Below are 16,907 nucleotides of genomic sequence, written 5' to 3'. Positions count from 1 at the left end.
AGCGCCTAGCGTCCCGGCGCGTTCCAGCCCGAGACGCGGCCGTCGCGATCGAATTCGACGCTGCCGCCATCGGCATCCGGATAGAACCAGATCTCGGACATCACGCCGATCCGCTTCTTGCCGGGCTTGCCGAGCACCGCCGACACCTGGCTCCAGGTCATGCCCTTGCGCAGGGCCTGCCAATCGGCCGGCGCCGGTGGCGCGACCGGCGCGGCGGCCGGTGGCCGGGATGCGGCCGCCGCCGGCGGAGCCGTGGGGGCCGGCGCCGCCACCGGGGCTGCCGGAGCTGCCGGAGCCGCGTCGAGCCGGCGCTCCAGCTCGATCACCCGTTGCTCGAGCGCCTTGAGCCGCTGCTCGACCGTCGGCTCGCCATCGGCCACGGCAAGCCCGCCGATACCCAACATCACGATCGCCACCAAGCCCATACGAAACCGCATGTCGCGCCCTCCCGCACCGTGCTGGTGGCGGCAGCCTATCAGGTTGCCGGGCCGGATCGCCGCGCGCCCCTGCACGCGGTCCCCCCGGCTGTCCAGTTGACCGGGCCCCAAGGCCGTACGATGCTGTGGAATGCAACGGCCACCGGGTACCACGATGATCAGATACTGGGCAGCGGCCTGCGTGCTGCTGGGTTTGCACGGCAATCCTGCCGCCGCCGAAGACTGGTTCGTCGAAGCGTACTTCAGTGACCGTGCAGCGATCGACCGCCTCGGCGCGTCGTTCCAGCACCTGCAGATCGACGAGGCGCGCGGCGTCGTCCGCGTCGACACCGACGAGAACGGCATCCGCCTGCTCGAGCAGGCCGGGCTGGACGTGCGGATCGACATGGTCTCCTCCGCGAAGCTGCGCGCGTTCTACGCGCCGGCCGACGTGCCGCAGAGCATTCCCGGCTTCGCCTGCTACCGGACAGTCGAGGAGGCTCGCGATTCGCTCGACGCGCTGGTCGCCGCGCATCCGGACCTGGCCAGCCTCCAGGACATCGGGCCGACCTGGGAGAAGGAGAAGAACCCGGCCGCCGGCTACGAGATGCGCGCGCTGCGCATCACCAATCTGGCGACGGTCGCGCAGGATCCGGACCGGCCCCGCATGGTCATGTACGGCTCGATCCACGCACGCGAGTACACGCCGGCGGAACTGCTCAATCGCATGGCCGAAGGCCTGGTCGCCGGCTACGGCGTCGATCCGCTGAGCACCTGGCTCGTGGACCATGTCGATTTCCGCTTCATCGTCCACGCCAACCCGGATGGGCGCAAGCGCGCCGAGACCGGCATCGGCTGGCGCAAGAACACCAACGTCGACGATGCCTTCTGCCCGGGAACACCGACCAGCTTCAGCCAGCCGGGCGTGGACCTCAACCGCAACTTCCCGTTCCACTGGAGCGGCAGCGGCGGCTCCAGCACGCAGGCCTGCGAGCAGACCTTCCGCGGGCCGGCGGCCGGCTCCGAGCCGGAAACCCGCAACCTGCTGGCCTATACGGTCGGCACCTGCGACGGCAGCGGCAACTGCAGCGGCGGTGCCCTGCCCGACCGCCGTGCCGAGAGTCTCTCGTCACCGGCCCCGGAGGACTATTCGGGGTTGTTCTTCGATGTCCACAGCTATTCGCAACTGGTGCTGTGGCCGTGGGGCGACGTGTCCACCGAAGCGCCGAACGGCCCGTCGCTGCGCCGGCTCGGCCGCCGCCTGGCCTGGTTCAACGACTACTGGCCGATGCCCTCGATTGGTCTCTATCCGACCCGTGGCTCGACCGTCGACACGATCTACGGCTACGTCGGCGCCGCCGCCTACACGATCGAGCTCGGCGTCGATTTCTTCGAGGACTGCAGCGAGTTCGAGACCGCCACGCTGCCGCACAACCTGTCCGCCCTGCTCTATGCCGCGCGTGCCGCCCGGCGGCCGTACCAGTGGCCTCAGGGGCCCGACGCCCGCGGCATCACGGCCGACACGGCACGCGTCCCGGCCGGGAGCGCGGTGACGCTGCGTGCCACGATCGACGACACGCGCTACAACCACGACAACGGCAACGAGACCACGTATGCGATCACCGGCGCGCTGGCCTATGTCGACCTGCCGCCCTGGCATCCCGACGCGGCCGGCCTGCCGATGACGGCCAGCGATGGCAGCTTCAATGCGATGACCGAAGCCGTCGAGGTGACGATTCCGACTGCGGGCCTCGCGCCAGGCAAGCACCTGGTCTGGGTGCAGGGCAAGAACGCGCGCAACGGCGGCACGATCGGCACGCCCGATGCGGTCTTCGTCGAGATCCTCGCCGACGACACGCTGTTCGCCGACGACTTCGAGACGCAATGACCCACAGGGCGGCAGCCGCCGCCCTGCTCCAGCGGTGATCGCAGGGCGGCGATTCGACGCTTCGCCCTCCGCTGGTGGCGCTACCGCGGCCATTCTTTTCCGCCCTGCCCGTGGCAAGCGCGGGGGCTACGGCGAAGCCGGATCGAGCATCGGCTGCCACCCGAGGCCGGACGTGCGGACGGCGCCGATCGGCGGGTGCTCATCGCGCACTCACCGTGGCGGCACGGTCCTGCAGCGGGCATGCCGCGTCGCGCCGTCCCGTGACGCCCGGACGCCGCGGCCGTTCATACGAGCCGGCCGCGGTCGACCAGGCCACCTTCGGCCACCAGTTCGCAGATCCGGCTCACGTCGCCGTCCATCGCACGGTCGCGCTGCATGAAGTCGATCCGCTCGCGGATCTTCGCGAGCGCGGCGCGAACCTGCGTTCCGGCATGGAAGTCGCTGCTGGCGGCCAGCGCATCGCGGAGCGCCTTCACTTCTGCCTCGAACATGGCACGCCCCGCCTCGCCCTCGCGGGGGGCGTTGGCCACCTTGGCGGCCAATGCCTCCCAGCCGCCGCGTTGCGCCAGGCCGCGTGCGGCATTGAGCATGTCCTGCCGGTACTCCAGCGCCTGCGCCGCCGTATAGAGCTCCAGCGCGAGCACGTGGCCCAGGTCCTCGGTCATCTCCAGCACGTGGCGCGCCTCGTTGGTGCCCATCGACACGTGGTCTTCGGCGTTGGCGCTGGTCGGCACCGAATAGACGCTGGCCGGATGCGCACGGGTCGCCAGGTCGTTGACCAGGGCCGCGGCCGTGTACTGGACGATCATGAAACCCGAGTCGGTCGCATCCTCGTTGCCGATCAGGAACGCCGGCAGGCCGTCGTTGGTGGCCGGATCGACCAGCTTGGCCAGGCGCCGCTCGGAAATCGAGGCGAGCACCGGCAGCGCCGCCTTGACGTAGCTCATCGCCAACGCCAGCGGCATGCCGTGGAAGTGGCCGGCCGATACCACCTGGTCCTCGATGTGCTGCGGGCGCCCCGCCGCCTTGCCCTCGGCGAACACCGGGTCGTCGGCATCCGGGAAGATCAGCGGATTGTCGGTGACGGCATTGAGTTCGATGTCGATGATGCGGCTGGCCTGCATCCAGGCGTCGCGCACCGCGCCGTGCACCTGCGGCATGCAGCGCAGGCAGTAGGCGTCCTGTGGCTGGTGCTTCTTGCCGCCGCGGAAGGGCATGAAGCGCGTGTAGAACGCCTCGCGTCCGTGCCGCTGGCTGCTCGGCACCCAGTCCCAGGCGATGTCGAAGCGCCGGGCCTGGTCCTCGGGCTCGCGCCAGGCGTCGGCGGCCCAGGTGCGGAAGCGCGGGACCAGGTGATAGGGGATGTCGACCAGCGTCGAGCCTTCGATCAGCGTGCGCAGGCGGCGGGCCGTTTCGACCTGGCCCGGGTGCGGACGCAGCGCATGCACTTCCGGCCGCAGCGCGCCGCTGCGGCCGGCGAACGCGTCCAGCGTCATCGCCGCCGCCAGGTCCGCGGTCGCCAGCAAAGTCTCGATGCGATCGAGCGCCAGCACCGCCGTGGCCAGCATCTGCGCGGTGCCGTTGTTGAGCGCCAGCCCTTCCTTGAACGAGAGGCGCTGCGGTACCAGCCCGACGCGCGCCAGCGCCTGTGCACCCGGCATGCGCTCGCCGTCGACGAAGGCCTCGCCGCCGCCGAGCAGGACGATTGCCAGGTGCGACAGCGGCGCCAGGTCGCCACTGGCGCCGACGGAGCCCTTCTGCGGAACCACCGGTACCACACCGCGATTGAGCAGCTCCGCCAGCGCCTGCAAGGTGTCCACGCGGATGCCCGAATGGCCGCGCATCAGCGTATTGACGCGGATCGCCAGCATGGCGCGGACGACCTCCACGGCCAGCGGCTTGCCGACGCAGACCGCGTGCGTGACGATGAGGTTGTGCTGGAGCTCTTCCAGCAGCGTACCTTTCTGCCGCTCCGGGTTGCCGCCGGGCAGCTCGTCGCGCAGCCGGTGCGCGCCCAGCAGCTTGTCGGCATTGCTGCCGAAGCCGGTGGTGACGCCGTAGACCGGCTCGCCGCAATGGACCTTGTCGGCCAGGAACTCCGCCGCACGCCGGACCCGCGTGAGCTGCACCTCGTCGAGGACGACACAACGGCCGCGCGCGATGGCGACCAGGTCCGCACGCGTCATGCAAGTGCCATCGAGACGAATCGGGGAAGCTGGCATCGGATCGGGGCTCTGGAGGAAACCGGCATTCTCGCCGATCGCGCCGCCTGCGGACAGGCGTCGCACGCCGACGCGACCGGCCCCGCCGGTCGCTGTGGATGCCCGATCAGGCGGTCAAGCGACGCTCAGCGCACCGCCGCAGCCTGCGCCAGCTCGACCTGCAGCGTCGCCGCCAGGTCGGCACGTGCCACCTCGAACTGGTCCTCGCGGCGCAGGTCCTTCACGGTCACGACACCCTTGGCGATCTCGTCCTCGCCGAGCACGAGCACGAAACGGATGCCGGCGCGGTCGGCGTACTTGAACTGCTTGCCGAGCTTGGACGGGTCCATCACGACCTCGGTGGCGACCCCGGCGTCGCGCAGCTCGCCGGCCAGCGCGAGATAGTCGGCCAGGCGGGCCGGGTCCATCTGCGTGACCAGCGCCTGCACCGAACTGGTCGCCGTGCCGACCAGGCCGGCCTCGCGCAGCTGCCAGTACAGGCGCGTCAGGCCGATCGAGATGCCGACGCCCGGCAGGTGCGACTTGGTGTAGTTGCCGGCCAGGTTCTCGTAGCGGCCGCCGGAGCAGATGGAGCCGATCTGGGGATGGTCGTTGAGCGTGGTCTCGTAGACCGTGCCGGTGTAGTAGTCCAGGCCCCGCGCAATCGACAGGTTCAGCGCGAAATGCGTCTGCGGCACGCCGAATGCCGCGATCAGGTCCAGCACCTCGCGCAGCTCGCGGCGGCCCTGCTCGAAGGTCTCGCTGCCGCTGCCGAGCGCATCGAGCTGCGCATGGGCATCGGCGAGCGAAGTCGAGCGCACCTGGACGAAATCCAGGATGCGCCCGGCCGTCTCGGCGGACAGGCCGAACCCGTCGCCGGTCAGGGTCTGGCGCACGTAGTCCGGGCCGCGCTTGTCGAGCTTGTCGACCTCGCGCAGCACCAGCATCTGGCGCTCGCCGTCGGCGATGCCCAGGCCCTCGAACCAGCCGCGCATCAGCCGCCGGTTGTTGAGCTGGATCGTGAACGGCCCGATCGCCAGATCGCGGAAGACGCTGTAGATCACCGCCGGGATCTCCGCGTCGTAGCGCACCGACAGCGCGTCCTTGCCGATGACGTCGACGTCGCACTGGTAGAACTCGCGGAAACGCCCGCGCTGCGCGCGCTCGCCGCGGTAGACACGCTGCATCTGATAGCGGCGGAACGGGAAGTTCAGGTCGTGCTCGTGCTCGGCCACGTAGCGCGCCAGCGGGACGGTCAGGTCGAAGCGCAGGGCCAGGTCCGGCCGCTCGGCCTTCTCCAGCGCGCCGGTGGACTGCACGAAGTAGACCTGGCGCTCGGTCTCGCCGCCCGACTTGGTCAGGAGCACATCGGCATACTCCATGACCGGCGTCTCCACCGGCAGGAAGCCGAACAGTTCGTAGTTGCGCCGGATCGTGTCGAGCATGCCCTGGAAGGCGATCTGGTCGAGCGGCAGCAGTTCGAGCACGCCGGGCGGCGTGCGGGCTTGGGTCAAGGCCATCGGATTCCTCGGGGTCTGGCGGACGCAGGCCGGGCCGCACCGCCGTATGCAGCCGGAAAGACTACCAGATGCACCGCCGCCGGCGTTCGGTACCTCCCGGCGGCACCCTTCCACCCGATCCGGATCGGCCGGGAAGGCTTGCACGCCCCTGCGACAGTCGTTAACATTCGCGCCCCTGCTCAACGGGCAGGTGTCCTCGGGGTGTAGCTCAGCCTGGTAGAGCGCTACGTTCGGGACGTAGAAGTCGCAGGTTCAAATCCTGTCTCCCCGACCAAACAGGCAAAACGACGAAGCCGGCCTAGCGCCGGCTTTTTCGTGTTTGCTCCCTGTCTGCAAAATGCGGCGCATCTGCTGCGCACGCAGCGTCCGCCGGTCAGCGCAAGAGCGCCCGCAGCTTGCAGGTTCCAGCGTGGATTTCGCTGCATCCGTACCGGGCAACTATCGCATCTGCCGGCGGGCCAGCGGCTGCGCGTACTCGTCCGGCTCGGTGCCGGCGCAGAAGCGGCCGTTCGATCACGCAAGACCCGTTCGGACGCACCTGCGTGATCGGATCTCCGAGACGAGGATTCCAGCGACAAGACGGCACGGTGTCCAACGCAGTCGACAAGGAGGATGGCGAAACGCCGCCCTGGTGATGCGCCGATCGCAGCGGTCATCGCAGGCATCGGCTCCGTTCGCGTCGCATACAATCACTCACTCTTCAAACAAGAGCAGACAGATGCAGGAATCGCCGCGAGCATCGTCCATCAGTGAACGCATGACCTGGGTTGCGCCCGCCGAAGGCCCCGCAAGCGCAACGGACGACTCGCCGTGAATCCTTTGACGCGCTGGCTGAGAAGCGTTCCGGCAGCGAACCCGGTCGATCGGCGCAACGCGCCGTTCCTCCAGGTGCTCCTGCTGTTCTTCGGCATCTTCGTTCCGATCAACAAGTCCATCTTCCTTTACGCGATCCGTTCGGGGCAGGTCCCGCACCCGGGAATCCTGCAGCTATCCGCGGACCTCGCCACCGATGCCCTGCTCGTCGCCTCGGCGTGGATCGCCCTGTGGCTCATCCGTACAGACCGCTTTCGTCTGGGCGTGGCGCTGTTCCTCTCCGTTGCGTGCGTTTGCGTCGGCATCGCCTATGCCAGCGTCGGACTGTCACGTATTGGTCTGGATCCGATTCCGTTGGTGCTGCTGTCGCTTGCCGGCCTGGTGATGGGCCGGCGCACCCTGTGGATCATGCTGGGATCGCTGGCGATGATGCTGCTTGCCTGCGTGGCACTGGACATGGTCCGCACCGGGCCCGCCGCGCCATCCGCCACGATCGGCAAGGCCGTCTCCATCGCCGGGGTCTGGCTGATCATCGCGCTGGTTCTGGATCGCACCGTGGCTGCGCTGCGCAACAGCCTGGAGGAGTCCGAGCAGCGGGGGCAGGCGCTGGAGCAAACCTATGCGCACCTGCAGAAGGAAACCGCCGAGCGCGAGCGCACGCGTGAGCAACTGATCCATTCGCAGAAAATGGACCTGGCCGGAAGGCTGGCCAGCGGCCTCGCACACGACTTCAACAACGTTCTCGCGGTCATCCTGGGATACGCCCAGCAACGAAACCGGCTCGCCGCCAGCGGCGGCGAACCGGCGCTCGTATCGGCTCTGGAAGGCGTGGAACTGGCAGCGCGCCGCGCCATGGCCGTCAGCAGAAAGCTGCTGAACTTCAGCCGCCTGGATATCTCCCATCCGGAGACATTCGATGCCGGCGCCGCCCTGCAAGAGCTGCGGCCGATGCTCCGCCAACTGCTCGGCCCAGGGATCCACTTGCAGCTGGAACGGCCGGAGGTTCCTCTCCCCGTCCATATGGACAGGGGCAACTTCGAGCTGACGATTCTCAACATCGCCGGAAATTCCAGGGATGCGCTCCCTGAAAACGGAACGTTCCGACTCGCCGCTTCGCGGGAAGACACGACCGGCTCGCTCATGCTGACCCTCAGCGACGACGGCCCGGGGATTCCCGAGCCGGTGAGGACACGCATATTCACGCCTTTCTTTACGACGAAATCCAGCGGAGAAGGCACCGGGCTGGGGCTTTCCGTGGTGCGCGACATCGTGATGGGAGCGGGCGGCGAGATCGGCATCGAATGCCCGCCCGCGGGCGGAACCTCGGTCCGGATCAGGCTTCCCTTGGCGTCGCCCGCCGGGTGACGGCCAGGTATCCGATCGACATCGACTTGGGCTTCCGCTGCGTGACTGGACCGGGGCCTGCGCCACGAGTGCTGCCCGGCATGCCGGCGCCCCATCGGGTCGCCTGTCCGCCGGAGACGGCGATCACCGAGACGTTCGAGCCCATGGCCGAGTCCGGCCTGGATCAGCGCGCATGCCGGAGGCCTGCGGCGCGCCGGAACGCGACTGCCCCCGGACCGCATGCGTGACCTGCGGCCCAGGAGGGCACCGCTCAACGTGGACCCGGCTCGGCAGACGAGGCGAGCCGCAGATCCACGATCCTCGGTTCATCGCCGCGCAATACCGCCTTAATTATCCGATACCGGAATCGATGCTAGTATCCAGCCGACTTCGCTGAAGGTGCCCCCATGGTGCGTCTCAGAGGATTGCTTTGGGAGCTTTCCAGGCGCCGCCCGCTCGATTTCAGGTTTCGTGGCCTCGAAATCCCGACCGGCGAGACACGGGCCGCGATACTCGCCGAACTGGCGACCATTTCGATCGACGACGTTCCACCTTCGACAGAGCTCGAAGGCTATCTCAACGCCGATCTCGATCGTTTTCTCTATACGCTGGCGCTGGTGCCAGCGGACATCCACGGTACGGCACTGGAAATCGGCGCGAATCCCTATTTCATGTCGGTGCTGTTGAACCAGCATCGACCGAATCTGAAGTTCGACTACGTCAACTATTTCCACCCCCTCGGCGCACGGGGTCTCCAACGCGTCCGGTGGAACGGCAGCAACGGCGGCACCCATGGAATCGACGTCGACTTCATGAACGTCAATCTCGAGGAAACGCCGCTACCGGTGGAGGACGAGCGCTATGCGGTGATCCTCTTCTGTGAGGTGCTCGAGCACTTCATCCTGCACCCGTACCACGCGGTGACCGAGCTGTGGCGCAAGCTCAAGCCGGGCGGGACGATGGTGCTGACCACACCGAATGTCGCTCGCTACGAGTCGGCCGTTGCGCTGCTCGAAGGCCGCAACGTCTACGACCAGTATTCCGGCTACGGGCCACACGGGCGTCACAACCGCGAGTACGCCCGCCACGAGCTGCACATGCTGATGCGGCACTGCGGTTTCACGTGCGATGCCGATTTCACCTCGGACGTGCATCCGCATTACATTCCGCAGACGATCGCCCATCGGCACGCCATGTGGGCGCTGAATCTGACGAAGCATCGGGAGCATGACCTCGGCCAGTACCTGTTCTCCCGCTGGCGCAAGACCCATGCACCCAATCCGCGTTATCCGCACTGGCTTTATCGAAGCTACCCCGAAGGCACGATCGAGTAGTCCGCCGCATGGCCCCGCAGGCAATTGCGTGAACGGCGCCGCAGATCAGAAGAGCGGCGCAAAAAGCGTAACGGAAATTTACGCAGGGCCAGCGCAAGCTATTCGGACGTGATCGCGTAATTCTGCCGGCACTGACGCACTGGCTCTTTCCGGTCGTCGGCAGCTGCACTACTCCTTCGACAACCCGTGCTGCGGAAGACCGACATGACAACTTCCGATGCCACGCCACACTGGCGTTTCATGGCCATCGTCGAGGTCGACGAGGCGCACGACAACCTGGCCGAACTCGCTCCCCGGGAGGGGCCCCGCTTCCGGCTGGCGCCCTGCGAACGCTCGCCGAAGGGCTACGTCTGGTACGAGCTGGCGGTGGACGGCTCGCACGGCGAATCGACCGCCGTCCGCGACGCCCACATCGTGCTGCGAGCCCTGGAACGACTGGCGCTCGACATGCTGCGGACCGAAATGCGGATCGTGTCGGGCAGCGAATGGCTCGCCCTGGCGAGAAACCTCAGGCGAGCCTAGCCGCGAAAGCGCCTGTCACCTGGTCGGTTCCTCGGCGAGCCGAGGCACCGTCCTGCGGCTGGCCGGCTGCGTGTGCCACTTCGATCAAGTAACCCGCGCGCCAGCCGCCGACGGCCCGATTCAAGGCCTGGGCTGGCAGGCGTCGTATTCCTTCTCGGTCAGCCGGCCGTCCTTGTCCTGATCGCACTTGGCGAAACTGCCGGCGAGCCAGCTGTTGGCTTCCACGTCTTTCAGCGTCAGGTAGCCTTTTTCGTGACCCTTGAGCTGGTCGAACTTGTGCGGGCCGGAACCCTGCACGGCATAGGGGTCCTGCTTGGCTTTTTCCTTCTCCTGCTGTGCCGCGGCTGCCGCCGAGCGCTCCACCGGTGTCGCCGCCACGGCGGCGAACGATGAGCAGGCGAGCAGCGCACAGGTGATGAGCATGGAAGTCTTCATGGGAGGTTCCTCTCGAAAGCGGGTGCCCAGCTGAGCACCCGGGCATGGCACCGGCCCTGAATGCCGGATGCTGCGACGCTTCCATACCGATGGGCATTGCACGGGCATCCAGCAAGGTGAATGCCGGCGCGCGATTAGTGGTGCATTCGCGTGTCACGGCCGCGGCCCGGGCGGGGTTTCTCGACTTCGGAGCCTGGCTCCGCAGCTGGCCGTCAAACGCTTCGGCCGGCTGTACTTGCCCGACGCCTGAACGAGAACCGTCGGCGCGCAAAGAGAAAGAGCGTGCCGTGCCATTCAAGGGCGCGCTGCAGGCCTGCTGGACTGTGGACCTTCGCGCGGAAGCCATGCGAAGCAGCAGGCGGCCGCCCTACCCGCCCCGTGCCTGCCCGCCGCCAAGTTCAGCGCCGGTATCGACGTTGCGTGGACACTGAAAAACCGTTTCCGCAGCGATCGAGGTGACGCCATGCGCACGACCATCAGCCTGGGTTCCCTGGCCCTGGGAACCGCCCTCGCAATGACCGCCTGCTCGCCACAGGGCCAGGCCCCTGGCGGGCCCGGCAGCACCGCCTCCGGGGAATCGCGCGTCGTCCTGGCGCCGACCGCCGGAAACCGCGCAAAGGGCGAATTGACGCTGGTCACGTCGGCGGACGGAGTCCGCATCACCGGAACGATCGATGGCCTCGAGCCCGGCACCGAGCACGGCTTCCACATCCATGAGCACGGCGACTGCGGGACGGCCGATGCCAGCAGCGCCGGCGAGCATTTCAATCCCGGCGGCGATCCCCACGGCAACCCGGCCATCGGTGCGCACCATGCGGGCGACATCCACAACCTGAAATCGGATGCCCGTGGTGTCGCCCAGGTCGATACGACGGTCGACGGCGTTTCGCTGGGCGGTCCGAACGACATCCGCGGCAAGGCGATCATCGTTCACGCGTCTGCGGACGACTACGCCACCCAGCCCTCCGGCAACTCCGGCGCGCGCATCGCCTGCGGCGTGATCCCGTCTGCCGGGTCCTGAGCACGGCCTGACGGTCGCGCGTCCCTGGCTTCAGCCGGCGCCGGCCGTCGCCACGGCCGATCCGTCGGGGTGCAGCCATCCCGACTGGCCGTCGGCGTAGTGCTCGTTCTTCCAGATCGGCACCCGGCGCTTGACCTCGTCGATGATCCAGTGGCACGCCTCGAAGGCGGCACCCCGATGATCGGCGCTGACGCCGACCCAGACCGCGAGGTCGCCGATCTCCAGCGGCCCTACCCGGTGCACGCAGCGCGCGGCGCGGATCGGGAAGCGCCGCATCGCCTCGGCGAGGACCGCCTGCCCTTCGTGCTCGGCCAGTGCGCCATAGGCCTGGTAGTCCAGGCGCAGGACCGCCTTGCCGTCGTTGTGGTCGCGGACCCAGCCTTCGAAGCTCACGCAGGCACCGGCCGAAGGGTGGTCCAGGTGCCGGCGCTGCACCTGCGGATCGATCCGCGCCGTATCGAGCGTGAAGACCTTCATCCGCCGGACACCGGCGGGATGAAGGCGATCTCGTCGCCGTCCGCCAGCGTGTCGTTCCAGCCGCCGAATGCGCCGTTGATGGCGACGCGCAGGCGCGTGGCATCGAACACGAAGCCGTGGCGCGCGCGCAGCTCGGCGTAGAGCGCGCGAGGGTCATGCGTGTCGCTGGCAACGCTTTCCTCGGCGCAGCCGGCCGCATCGGCCAGGCTGGCGAAATAGAGCAGACGGTAGTTCATGGCGTGTCGCTTCCTGGTCCCACCTCGCGCTTGCCGCCGGTCTTGCCGACCAGCCGCACCTCGCCGATCACGATCGCATGGCTGAGCGCCTTGCACATGTCGTAGACCGTCAATGCCGCGACGGTGGCGCCGGTGAGTGCTTCCATCTCGACGCCGGTCTTGTGGTCCACGGCGACCTCGCAGCGGATCAGCAGCCGGGTCGGGTCGATGAAGTCCGCGGTGATCCGGCAGCGCTCGACCGGCAGCGGGTGACAGAACGGGATCAGCTCATGCGTGCGCTTGACCGCCATGGTGCCGGCGATGATCGCGGTGTCGATGACCGGCCCCTTGGCCGAGCGCAGGCCGCTACGGTGCAGCTCGTCGGCGACCTCGGGCGGAAAGCGCACGCAGGCCTCGGCGGTCGCCGAGCGCCGCGTCGACGGCTTGTCGCCGACGTCGACCATGGCCGGACGCCCTTCGGCGTCGATGTGCGTGAATCCGCCCACGCGTCAGCCTCCGATCTCGTACATCTCGACGCGTTCGCCCGGCTGCGGCGTCCGGAGGCCGCGCAGTTCGCTGTAGCGATCGCCGCGCGCACACCAGACGGCGCGGATCAGGCGAGACAGCTCGGCATCGTCGGCGCCGGCACGCAGCGCGCCGCGCAGGTCGTGGCCGCTGCGGCCGAACAGGCAGGTATAGAGGCGGCCGTCGGCCGACAGGCGTGCCCGCGAGCAATCGCCGCAGAACGGTTCGCTGACCGAGCTGATGAAGCCGATCTCGCCGGCCCCGTCGGCAAACCGGTAGCGCGAGGCGACCTCGCCGTTGTAGTTGGCCGGCAGTGCGACCAGGGGCCAGCGCGCGGCAATGCGATCGCGCAGCTCGGCACTGGGCACCACACGGTCCAGCTTCCAGCCGTTGCAGGTGCCCACGTCCATGTATTCGATGAAGCGCACGACATGGCCGCTGCCGCGGAAGCGCTCGACCAGCGCGGGAACCTGGTGGTCGTTGACGCCGCGCATGACGACGCAGTTGATCTTCATCTGCGTGTAGCCCGCGCGTTCGGCCGCCGCGATCGCATCGAGCACGACCGCCAGATCCCCCTGTCCGCCCGACATCTGGCGGAAGGTCTCCGGATCGACCGTGTCCAGACTGAGCGTGATCCGTCCGAGTCCGGCGTCGCGCAGCGCCTGGACACGCGATGCCAGCAGGCTGCCGTTGGTGGTGAGCGCGATGTCCTCGATGCCCGGCAGGGCGGCCAGCATGCCGACCAGGGCCGGAAGGTCGCGGCGCAGCAGCGGCTCGCCGCCGGTCAGGCGCAGCTTGCGCACGCCCAGGCCCGCGAACAGCCCGGCCAGGCGCGTGATTTCCTCGAACCGCAACCGCTCGGCCTTGCCGAGGAAGCGGTGGTCGCGCGGATAGTCTTCTTCCGGCATGCAGTACGGGCAGCGGAAGTTGCAGCGGTCCAGCACCGATATGCGCAGGTCGTGCAGGGGGCGATCCAGGCGGTCGCGCGGTCCCGTATCGAGCAGCTTGAGGGGTATCGGACGGGACATCATGACGCTCCCACGCACACCGAGGGGTCGGGCTCGCGCAGCGCCAGGACCTCGCCGCGATGTGCCACATGATAGCCCTCGGCAGCCAGGACGGCGGCGTCCTCCACCGATCCGTAGTGATAGAGCACCAGCCGCGCGCGCAACTCGTCCGTGTACTCGCGCCGCAGGTCGTCCAGGCCGGTGTGCGACGGGTTGCCGACGACGCCGCAGTCATGCGCGACGCGCTCGCCGTGCGCCGCGTGGTGGGCGAGCATCTCCGGGATCGGCCGCGTATCGCCGGTCCAGACGAAGCTGCCGCGCAGGGCCAGGCCGAACGAGGTGTCCGGCGCATGGTGGCGGGTCGGGAAGACCTCGAAGCACAAGCCGGCATGCCAGAACCGGCGCGAGACCGGAACCAGGTGGAAGCCGTCCCAGAAGTTGGCGCCGCCTTCGGCCAGCACCTCCGGATAGTCGGCCACGCGCGACTGGAGCACCGGCACCAGGGCCGCCTGCGCATAGATCTTCACGCGTCCGCGCAGGGTGTCGTCGAAGTAGCTGCGATAGAACACCCGCTCCAGGCCGCCGACATGGTCCATGTGCGCATGCGTGATGTAGATCGCCGGCGGCACGCTGCCGTAGCGCTCGAGGTAGGCGGTCAGCGCTTCCGGCCCGCAATCGATCAGCAGCACCGGCATGCCGTCGCGTTCGACGACGGCGGACGCCGAACCCAGTTCCACCGCCTGGGCACTGCCGACGCCTAGGAAACGGAGCGACAACGCCATCAGGCGGCCTGCACCGGCGGCTGCGCCGAGAGCTCGGCGTGATAGGCCGCCAGCAGCGGATGCCAGAAGCCGGCCTCGAAGCCGTTCAGGCGGCGCGGTACGCCGAGTTTCTCGAACGAGCGGCGCAGGCGGGCCAGGTTCTGCTGCTGCCAACCCAGCGCCGACGGGCGCAGGCGGCTGCGGTCGAAATCGATCAGCCAGACCGTGTCGGCCGCATCGAACAGGATGTTGTGGGCGTTCAGGTCCGCATGCCAGCAGCCGATGCGATGCAGGCGGGCGATCGCGCGCCCGACGCGCACGGCCTGCGGCTCGCCGACCTCGCCGGCGGCAGCCCGCTCGGCCAGCGTGCGTGCATCGGCGATGCGCCGGGTGATGATGTCGGCGCGGTAGCGCAGGCCGTCGCGGACGACGCGCGCGGCCAGCGGCGGCGGTACCGGCAACCCCGCGGCGACCAGCCGGGCCAGCAGCCGGAATTCGCGGAATGCACGCGTGCGCTCCGCACCCAGCCACAGATAGCGATCCGCGCTGAAGCGCGCCGCCAGCCCGCCGCGGCGGTAGTGACGCAGGATGCCGCTGCCGGCCGGCGTCTGGATGACGCTCACGCGCCCCCGGCCGCCGGCGGGCGCCGCGGTTCCGGCAGCATCGGCCCCTGCAGGATCGAACCACGCCGCGTCCGGGCGGAGGCCCAAGGCAGCGTCGTAGAGGATCGCCCCGCCGGGGATCGGGTGGACTTGCGCATCGATCATGGCTCTGCCAAGGTGCGGGCGCTTTCGCGGCACATCAACATCTCGCAAACGCCAGTCTAGCGCATGTCCCAGGTGTCACCCGCGGCGCCGCCCGCCCGTCTCTGCATCCTGCGCACGTCGGCGATCGGCGACGTGACGCACGTCGTGCCGCTGGTCCGCACGGTCCAGCAGCACTGGCCGGCGACGGAGCTGACCTGGCTCGTCGGCAAGCTGGAGCAACGCGTGGTCGGCGACCTGCCCGGCGTCGAGTTCGTGACGTTCGACAAGGGCGCCGGCCTGGCCGGTTTCCGCGCCGTCCGCCGCGCGCTGGCCGGACGCCGTTTCGACGCACTGCTGCATCTGCAGGTGGCGCTGCGTGCGAATCTGCTGAGCCTGCTGGTCGCCGCGCCGGTACGCATCGGCTACGACCGCGCGCGTGCCAAGGACCTGCACGGCCTTACCATCAATCGCCGGATCGCCGCGCGCACCGGCGAACACGTGCTCGACGCGATGGGCAGCTTCCTCGAACCGCTCGGCCTGCGGCAGACCGAGGTCCGCTGGGACCTGCCGGTTCCCGCCGAAGCGAGCGCATTCGCCGAGCGGCATCTTCCCGGCGACCAGCCGATCCTGCTGGTCAGCCCCTGCTCCAGCCACCGCGTGCGCAACTGGCGCCCGGAGCGCTATGCCGCGGTCATGGACCATGCCGCCGCGCAGCTCGGCTGGCGCGTCGCGCTGTGCGGCGGTCCCAGCGCCTACGAGCGCAGCTTCGGCGATGCGATTCTCTCGGCCATGCGGACCCGGCCGATCGACCTGATCGGCAAGGACACGCTCAAGCAGCTGCTGGCGCTGCTGCGGCGTGCCACGCTGGTCCTGGCCCCGGACTCCGGCCCCATGCACATGGCCAACGCCGTCGGCACGCCGGTGCTCGGCTTGCACGCCGCCAGCAATCCAAACCGCTCGGGACCGTACTCGGACCGGCGCTGGTGCGTCGACCGCTACGATGCCGCGGCGCGCAAGTTCCGCGGCAAGCCGGCCGAGGCGCTGCCGTGGGGCACCAAGCTGGAGCATACCGGTGTCATGGACCTGATCGCGGTCGACGATGCGCTCGAGCGCCTGGAAGCCTTCGTCGACTACCGGCGGGCCGCGTCGGCCTGAAACCGTCTCAGGCCGGTGCCGTCGCCGGTTCGAGCGTGCCGATCGAATGCCCCTGCTCGGCCAGGTATTCCAGCCAGCGGTTGAGGAACGAACTCATGCGCAGGCGTTGCTGGAACTCCGAGCGCGCCGGCGGCAGCGGGCCGATGATGCGGTTCAGCCGCCGGTCCGTATGGCAGTGCAGGACTTCGGCCACGTGGGCGTCGGCGTACATGCGAAGGTGCGCGGACGGCGCCAGCCCGCCGGTATGGTCGTCGACGAAGCAGTAGGTCAGCCGCAGGTCGACCGTGTAGCGATGTCGCTCCAGGACGTCCAGGCGCAGGTCCAGGCCGTCGTCGACGCTCGACGCGTAGATGCCCTCGTCCAGCCGCAGCGGCGCGAACAGGCGCACGAGCCGATGGTAGTTCTCGGCGTACAGGCCCATCAGGTACGCGAACCGGCTGGGCAGGACGGTCGGGATCGATTCGATGACGGCGGACATCGGCCGATCATAGTGGCCATGGCCGGCCGAGGGCAGTCTGCTGCGCCGG

Annotated in this window: 17 protein-coding genes and 1 tRNA gene; 7 read left to right on the top strand and 11 right to left on the bottom strand. The window is 68.8% G+C overall.

Annotated elements, in window-relative coordinates; all coding sequences use genetic code 11:
* Positions 1 to 5: 5 nt before the first annotated feature.
* The gene (locus I596_RS18755) at positions 6 to 437 is read right to left on the bottom strand and encodes a carbohydrate porin (protein ID WP_190279021.1); all 432 of its coding nucleotides are present in this window, start codon (positions 435 to 437) and stop codon (positions 6 to 8) included.
* A 154-nt stretch (positions 438 to 591) separates the two neighbouring features.
* Between I596_RS18755 and I596_RS08815 the strand changes: the two genes are divergently transcribed.
* Positions 592 to 2,304, top strand: a complete 1,713-nt coding sequence (locus I596_RS08815; protein ID WP_190279020.1) for a M14 family zinc carboxypeptidase — start codon at positions 592 to 594, stop codon at positions 2,302 to 2,304.
* A 284-nt stretch (positions 2,305 to 2,588) separates the two neighbouring features.
* On the opposite strand, the gene I596_RS08810 is transcribed toward I596_RS08815, so the two are convergent.
* Together I596_RS08810 and hisS are read right to left on the bottom strand one after the other, a co-directional pair.
* A complete protein-coding gene (locus tag I596_RS08810) occupies positions 2,589 to 4,490 on the bottom strand; it encodes an HAL/PAL/TAL family ammonia-lyase (protein ID WP_223303940.1) in 1,902 nt (633 codons plus the stop codon).
* 161 nt (positions 4,491 to 4,651) lie between these two features.
* Positions 4,652 to 6,019, bottom strand: coding sequence for a histidine--tRNA ligase (hisS, locus tag I596_RS08805; RefSeq protein ID WP_190279028.1), 1,368 nt, complete (start codon positions 6,017 to 6,019; stop codon positions 4,652 to 4,654).
* A 203-nt stretch (positions 6,020 to 6,222) separates the two neighbouring features.
* Between hisS and I596_RS08800 the strand changes: the two genes are divergently transcribed.
* The 4 genes from I596_RS08800 (at position 6,223) to I596_RS08785 (ending at position 10,038) form a co-directional block, all read left to right on the top strand.
* A tRNA-Pro gene (locus I596_RS08800) sits at positions 6,223 to 6,299 on the top strand.
* Positions 6,300 to 6,835: 536 nt separating this feature from the next.
* Positions 6,836 to 8,203: a sensor histidine kinase gene (locus I596_RS08795; RefSeq protein ID WP_067646573.1), complete on the top strand. Its 1,368-nt coding sequence runs from the start codon at positions 6,836 to 6,838 to the stop codon at positions 8,201 to 8,203.
* 386 nt (positions 8,204 to 8,589) lie between these two features.
* On the top strand, positions 8,590 to 9,516 hold the full coding sequence (locus tag I596_RS08790; RefSeq protein WP_083965470.1) for a class I SAM-dependent methyltransferase: 927 nt from the start codon (positions 8,590 to 8,592) through the stop codon (positions 9,514 to 9,516).
* A gap of 204 nt (positions 9,517 to 9,720) precedes the next feature.
* On the top strand, positions 9,721 to 10,038 hold the full coding sequence (locus I596_RS08785; protein ID WP_150132085.1) for a hypothetical protein: 318 nt from the start codon (positions 9,721 to 9,723) through the stop codon (positions 10,036 to 10,038).
* 120 nt (positions 10,039 to 10,158) lie between these two features.
* Here I596_RS08785 and I596_RS08780 read toward each other — a convergent pair whose 3' ends face one another.
* Positions 10,159 to 10,473: an EF-hand domain-containing protein gene (locus I596_RS08780; RefSeq protein WP_067646564.1), complete on the bottom strand. Its 315-nt coding sequence runs from the start codon at positions 10,471 to 10,473 to the stop codon at positions 10,159 to 10,161.
* Between the two features lie 463 nt (positions 10,474 to 10,936).
* Between I596_RS08780 and I596_RS08775 the strand changes: the two genes are divergently transcribed.
* Positions 10,937 to 11,494 carry a superoxide dismutase family protein gene (locus tag I596_RS08775; protein ID WP_067646561.1) on the top strand — a complete coding sequence of 186 codons (558 nt, stop codon included), beginning with the start codon at positions 10,937 to 10,939 and terminating at the stop codon, positions 11,492 to 11,494.
* Between the two features lie 30 nt (positions 11,495 to 11,524).
* Here I596_RS08775 and I596_RS08770 read toward each other — a convergent pair whose 3' ends face one another.
* From I596_RS08770 to I596_RS08745, 6 genes are read right to left on the bottom strand one after another with little or no spacing between them, the layout of a single operon-like run.
* Positions 11,525 to 11,971, bottom strand: coding sequence for a molybdenum cofactor biosynthesis protein MoaE (locus I596_RS08770; RefSeq protein WP_067646558.1), 447 nt, complete (start codon positions 11,969 to 11,971; stop codon positions 11,525 to 11,527).
* Complete coding sequence (locus I596_RS08765) at positions 11,968 to 12,207, bottom strand: MoaD/ThiS family protein (protein WP_067646554.1); 240 nt, start codon at positions 12,205 to 12,207, stop codon at positions 11,968 to 11,970. Before I596_RS08765 ends, I596_RS08770 begins: the two co-directional genes overlap by 4 nt.
* Positions 12,204 to 12,692 (bottom strand): cyclic pyranopterin monophosphate synthase MoaC, encoded by a 489-nt coding sequence (moaC, locus tag I596_RS08760; RefSeq protein WP_067646551.1) that lies wholly within the window; start codon positions 12,690 to 12,692, stop codon positions 12,204 to 12,206. The genes I596_RS08765 and moaC overlap by 4 nt, the downstream gene beginning before the upstream one ends.
* Positions 12,693 to 12,695: 3 nt before the next feature.
* Positions 12,696 to 13,739, bottom strand: a complete 1,044-nt coding sequence (gene moaA / locus I596_RS08755; RefSeq protein ID WP_067646548.1) for a GTP 3',8-cyclase MoaA — start codon at positions 13,737 to 13,739, stop codon at positions 12,696 to 12,698.
* Positions 13,739 to 14,500, bottom strand: a complete 762-nt coding sequence (locus tag I596_RS08750) for an MBL fold metallo-hydrolase (RefSeq protein WP_067646545.1) — start codon at positions 14,498 to 14,500, stop codon at positions 13,739 to 13,741. Before I596_RS08750 ends, moaA begins: the two co-directional genes overlap by 1 nt.
* Positions 14,500 to 15,246 (bottom strand): 3-deoxy-D-manno-octulosonic acid kinase, encoded by a 747-nt coding sequence (locus I596_RS08745; RefSeq protein ID WP_067646542.1) that lies wholly within the window; start codon positions 15,244 to 15,246, stop codon positions 14,500 to 14,502. Before I596_RS08745 ends, I596_RS08750 begins: the two co-directional genes overlap by 1 nt.
* A gap of 63 nt (positions 15,247 to 15,309) precedes the next feature.
* On the opposite strand from I596_RS08745, the gene I596_RS08740 reads away from it, so the two are divergent.
* Positions 15,310 to 16,380, top strand: a complete 1,071-nt coding sequence (locus tag I596_RS08740) for a glycosyltransferase family 9 protein (RefSeq protein ID WP_067646539.1) — start codon at positions 15,310 to 15,312, stop codon at positions 16,378 to 16,380.
* A 7-nt stretch (positions 16,381 to 16,387) separates the two neighbouring features.
* On the opposite strand, the gene I596_RS08735 is transcribed toward I596_RS08740, so the two are convergent.
* Positions 16,388 to 16,858: a DUF1249 domain-containing protein gene (locus tag I596_RS08735; protein ID WP_067646537.1), complete on the bottom strand. Its 471-nt coding sequence runs from the start codon at positions 16,856 to 16,858 to the stop codon at positions 16,388 to 16,390.
* Positions 16,859 to 16,907 lie beyond the last annotated feature (49 nt).

This window comes from Dokdonella koreensis DS-123 (genome assembly GCF_001632775.1).
GTDB classification, from domain to species: domain Bacteria; phylum Pseudomonadota; class Gammaproteobacteria; order Xanthomonadales; family Rhodanobacteraceae; genus Dokdonella; species Dokdonella koreensis.
Note: the sequence above shows the minus strand (reverse complement) of the source record. Positions and strands in the feature narration are given on the sequence as shown.

Excerpts from the sequence above, each read along its gene's own strand:
- I596_RS18755 (WP_190279021.1), bottom strand. The coding sequence starts at position 437 with ATGCGGTTTCGTATGGGCTTGGTGGCGATCGTGATGTTGGGTATCGGC.
- I596_RS08815 (WP_190279020.1), top strand. The coding sequence starts at position 592 with ATGATCAGATACTGGGCAGCGGCCTGCGTGCTGCTGGGTTTGCACGGC.
- I596_RS08810 (WP_223303940.1), bottom strand. The coding sequence starts at position 4,490 with ATGACGCGTGCGGACCTGGTCGCCATCGCGCGCGGCCGTTGTGTCGTC.
- I596_RS08790 (WP_083965470.1), top strand. The coding sequence starts at position 8,590 with ATGGTGCGTCTCAGAGGATTGCTTTGGGAGCTTTCCAGGCGCCGCCCG.
- I596_RS08785 (WP_150132085.1), top strand. The coding sequence starts at position 9,721 with ATGACAACTTCCGATGCCACGCCACACTGGCGTTTCATGGCCATCGTC.
- I596_RS08780 (WP_067646564.1), bottom strand. The coding sequence starts at position 10,473 with ATGAAGACTTCCATGCTCATCACCTGTGCGCTGCTCGCCTGCTCATCG.
- I596_RS08775 (WP_067646561.1), top strand. The coding sequence starts at position 10,937 with ATGCGCACGACCATCAGCCTGGGTTCCCTGGCCCTGGGAACCGCCCTC.
- I596_RS08770 (WP_067646558.1), bottom strand. The coding sequence starts at position 11,971 with ATGAAGGTCTTCACGCTCGATACGGCGCGGATCGATCCGCAGGTGCAG.
- I596_RS08765 (WP_067646554.1), bottom strand. The coding sequence starts at position 12,207 with ATGAACTACCGTCTGCTCTATTTCGCCAGCCTGGCCGATGCGGCCGGC.
- moaA (WP_067646548.1), bottom strand. The coding sequence starts at position 13,739 with ATGTCCCGTCCGATACCCCTCAAGCTGCTCGATACGGGACCGCGCGAC.
- I596_RS08750 (WP_067646545.1), bottom strand. The coding sequence starts at position 14,500 with ATGGCGTTGTCGCTCCGTTTCCTAGGCGTCGGCAGTGCCCAGGCGGTG.
- I596_RS08745 (WP_067646542.1), bottom strand. The coding sequence starts at position 15,246 with ATGATCGATGCGCAAGTCCACCCGATCCCCGGCGGGGCGATCCTCTAC.
- I596_RS08740 (WP_067646539.1), top strand. The coding sequence starts at position 15,310 with ATGTCCCAGGTGTCACCCGCGGCGCCGCCCGCCCGTCTCTGCATCCTG.
- I596_RS08735 (WP_067646537.1), bottom strand. The coding sequence starts at position 16,858 with ATGTCCGCCGTCATCGAATCGATCCCGACCGTCCTGCCCAGCCGGTTC.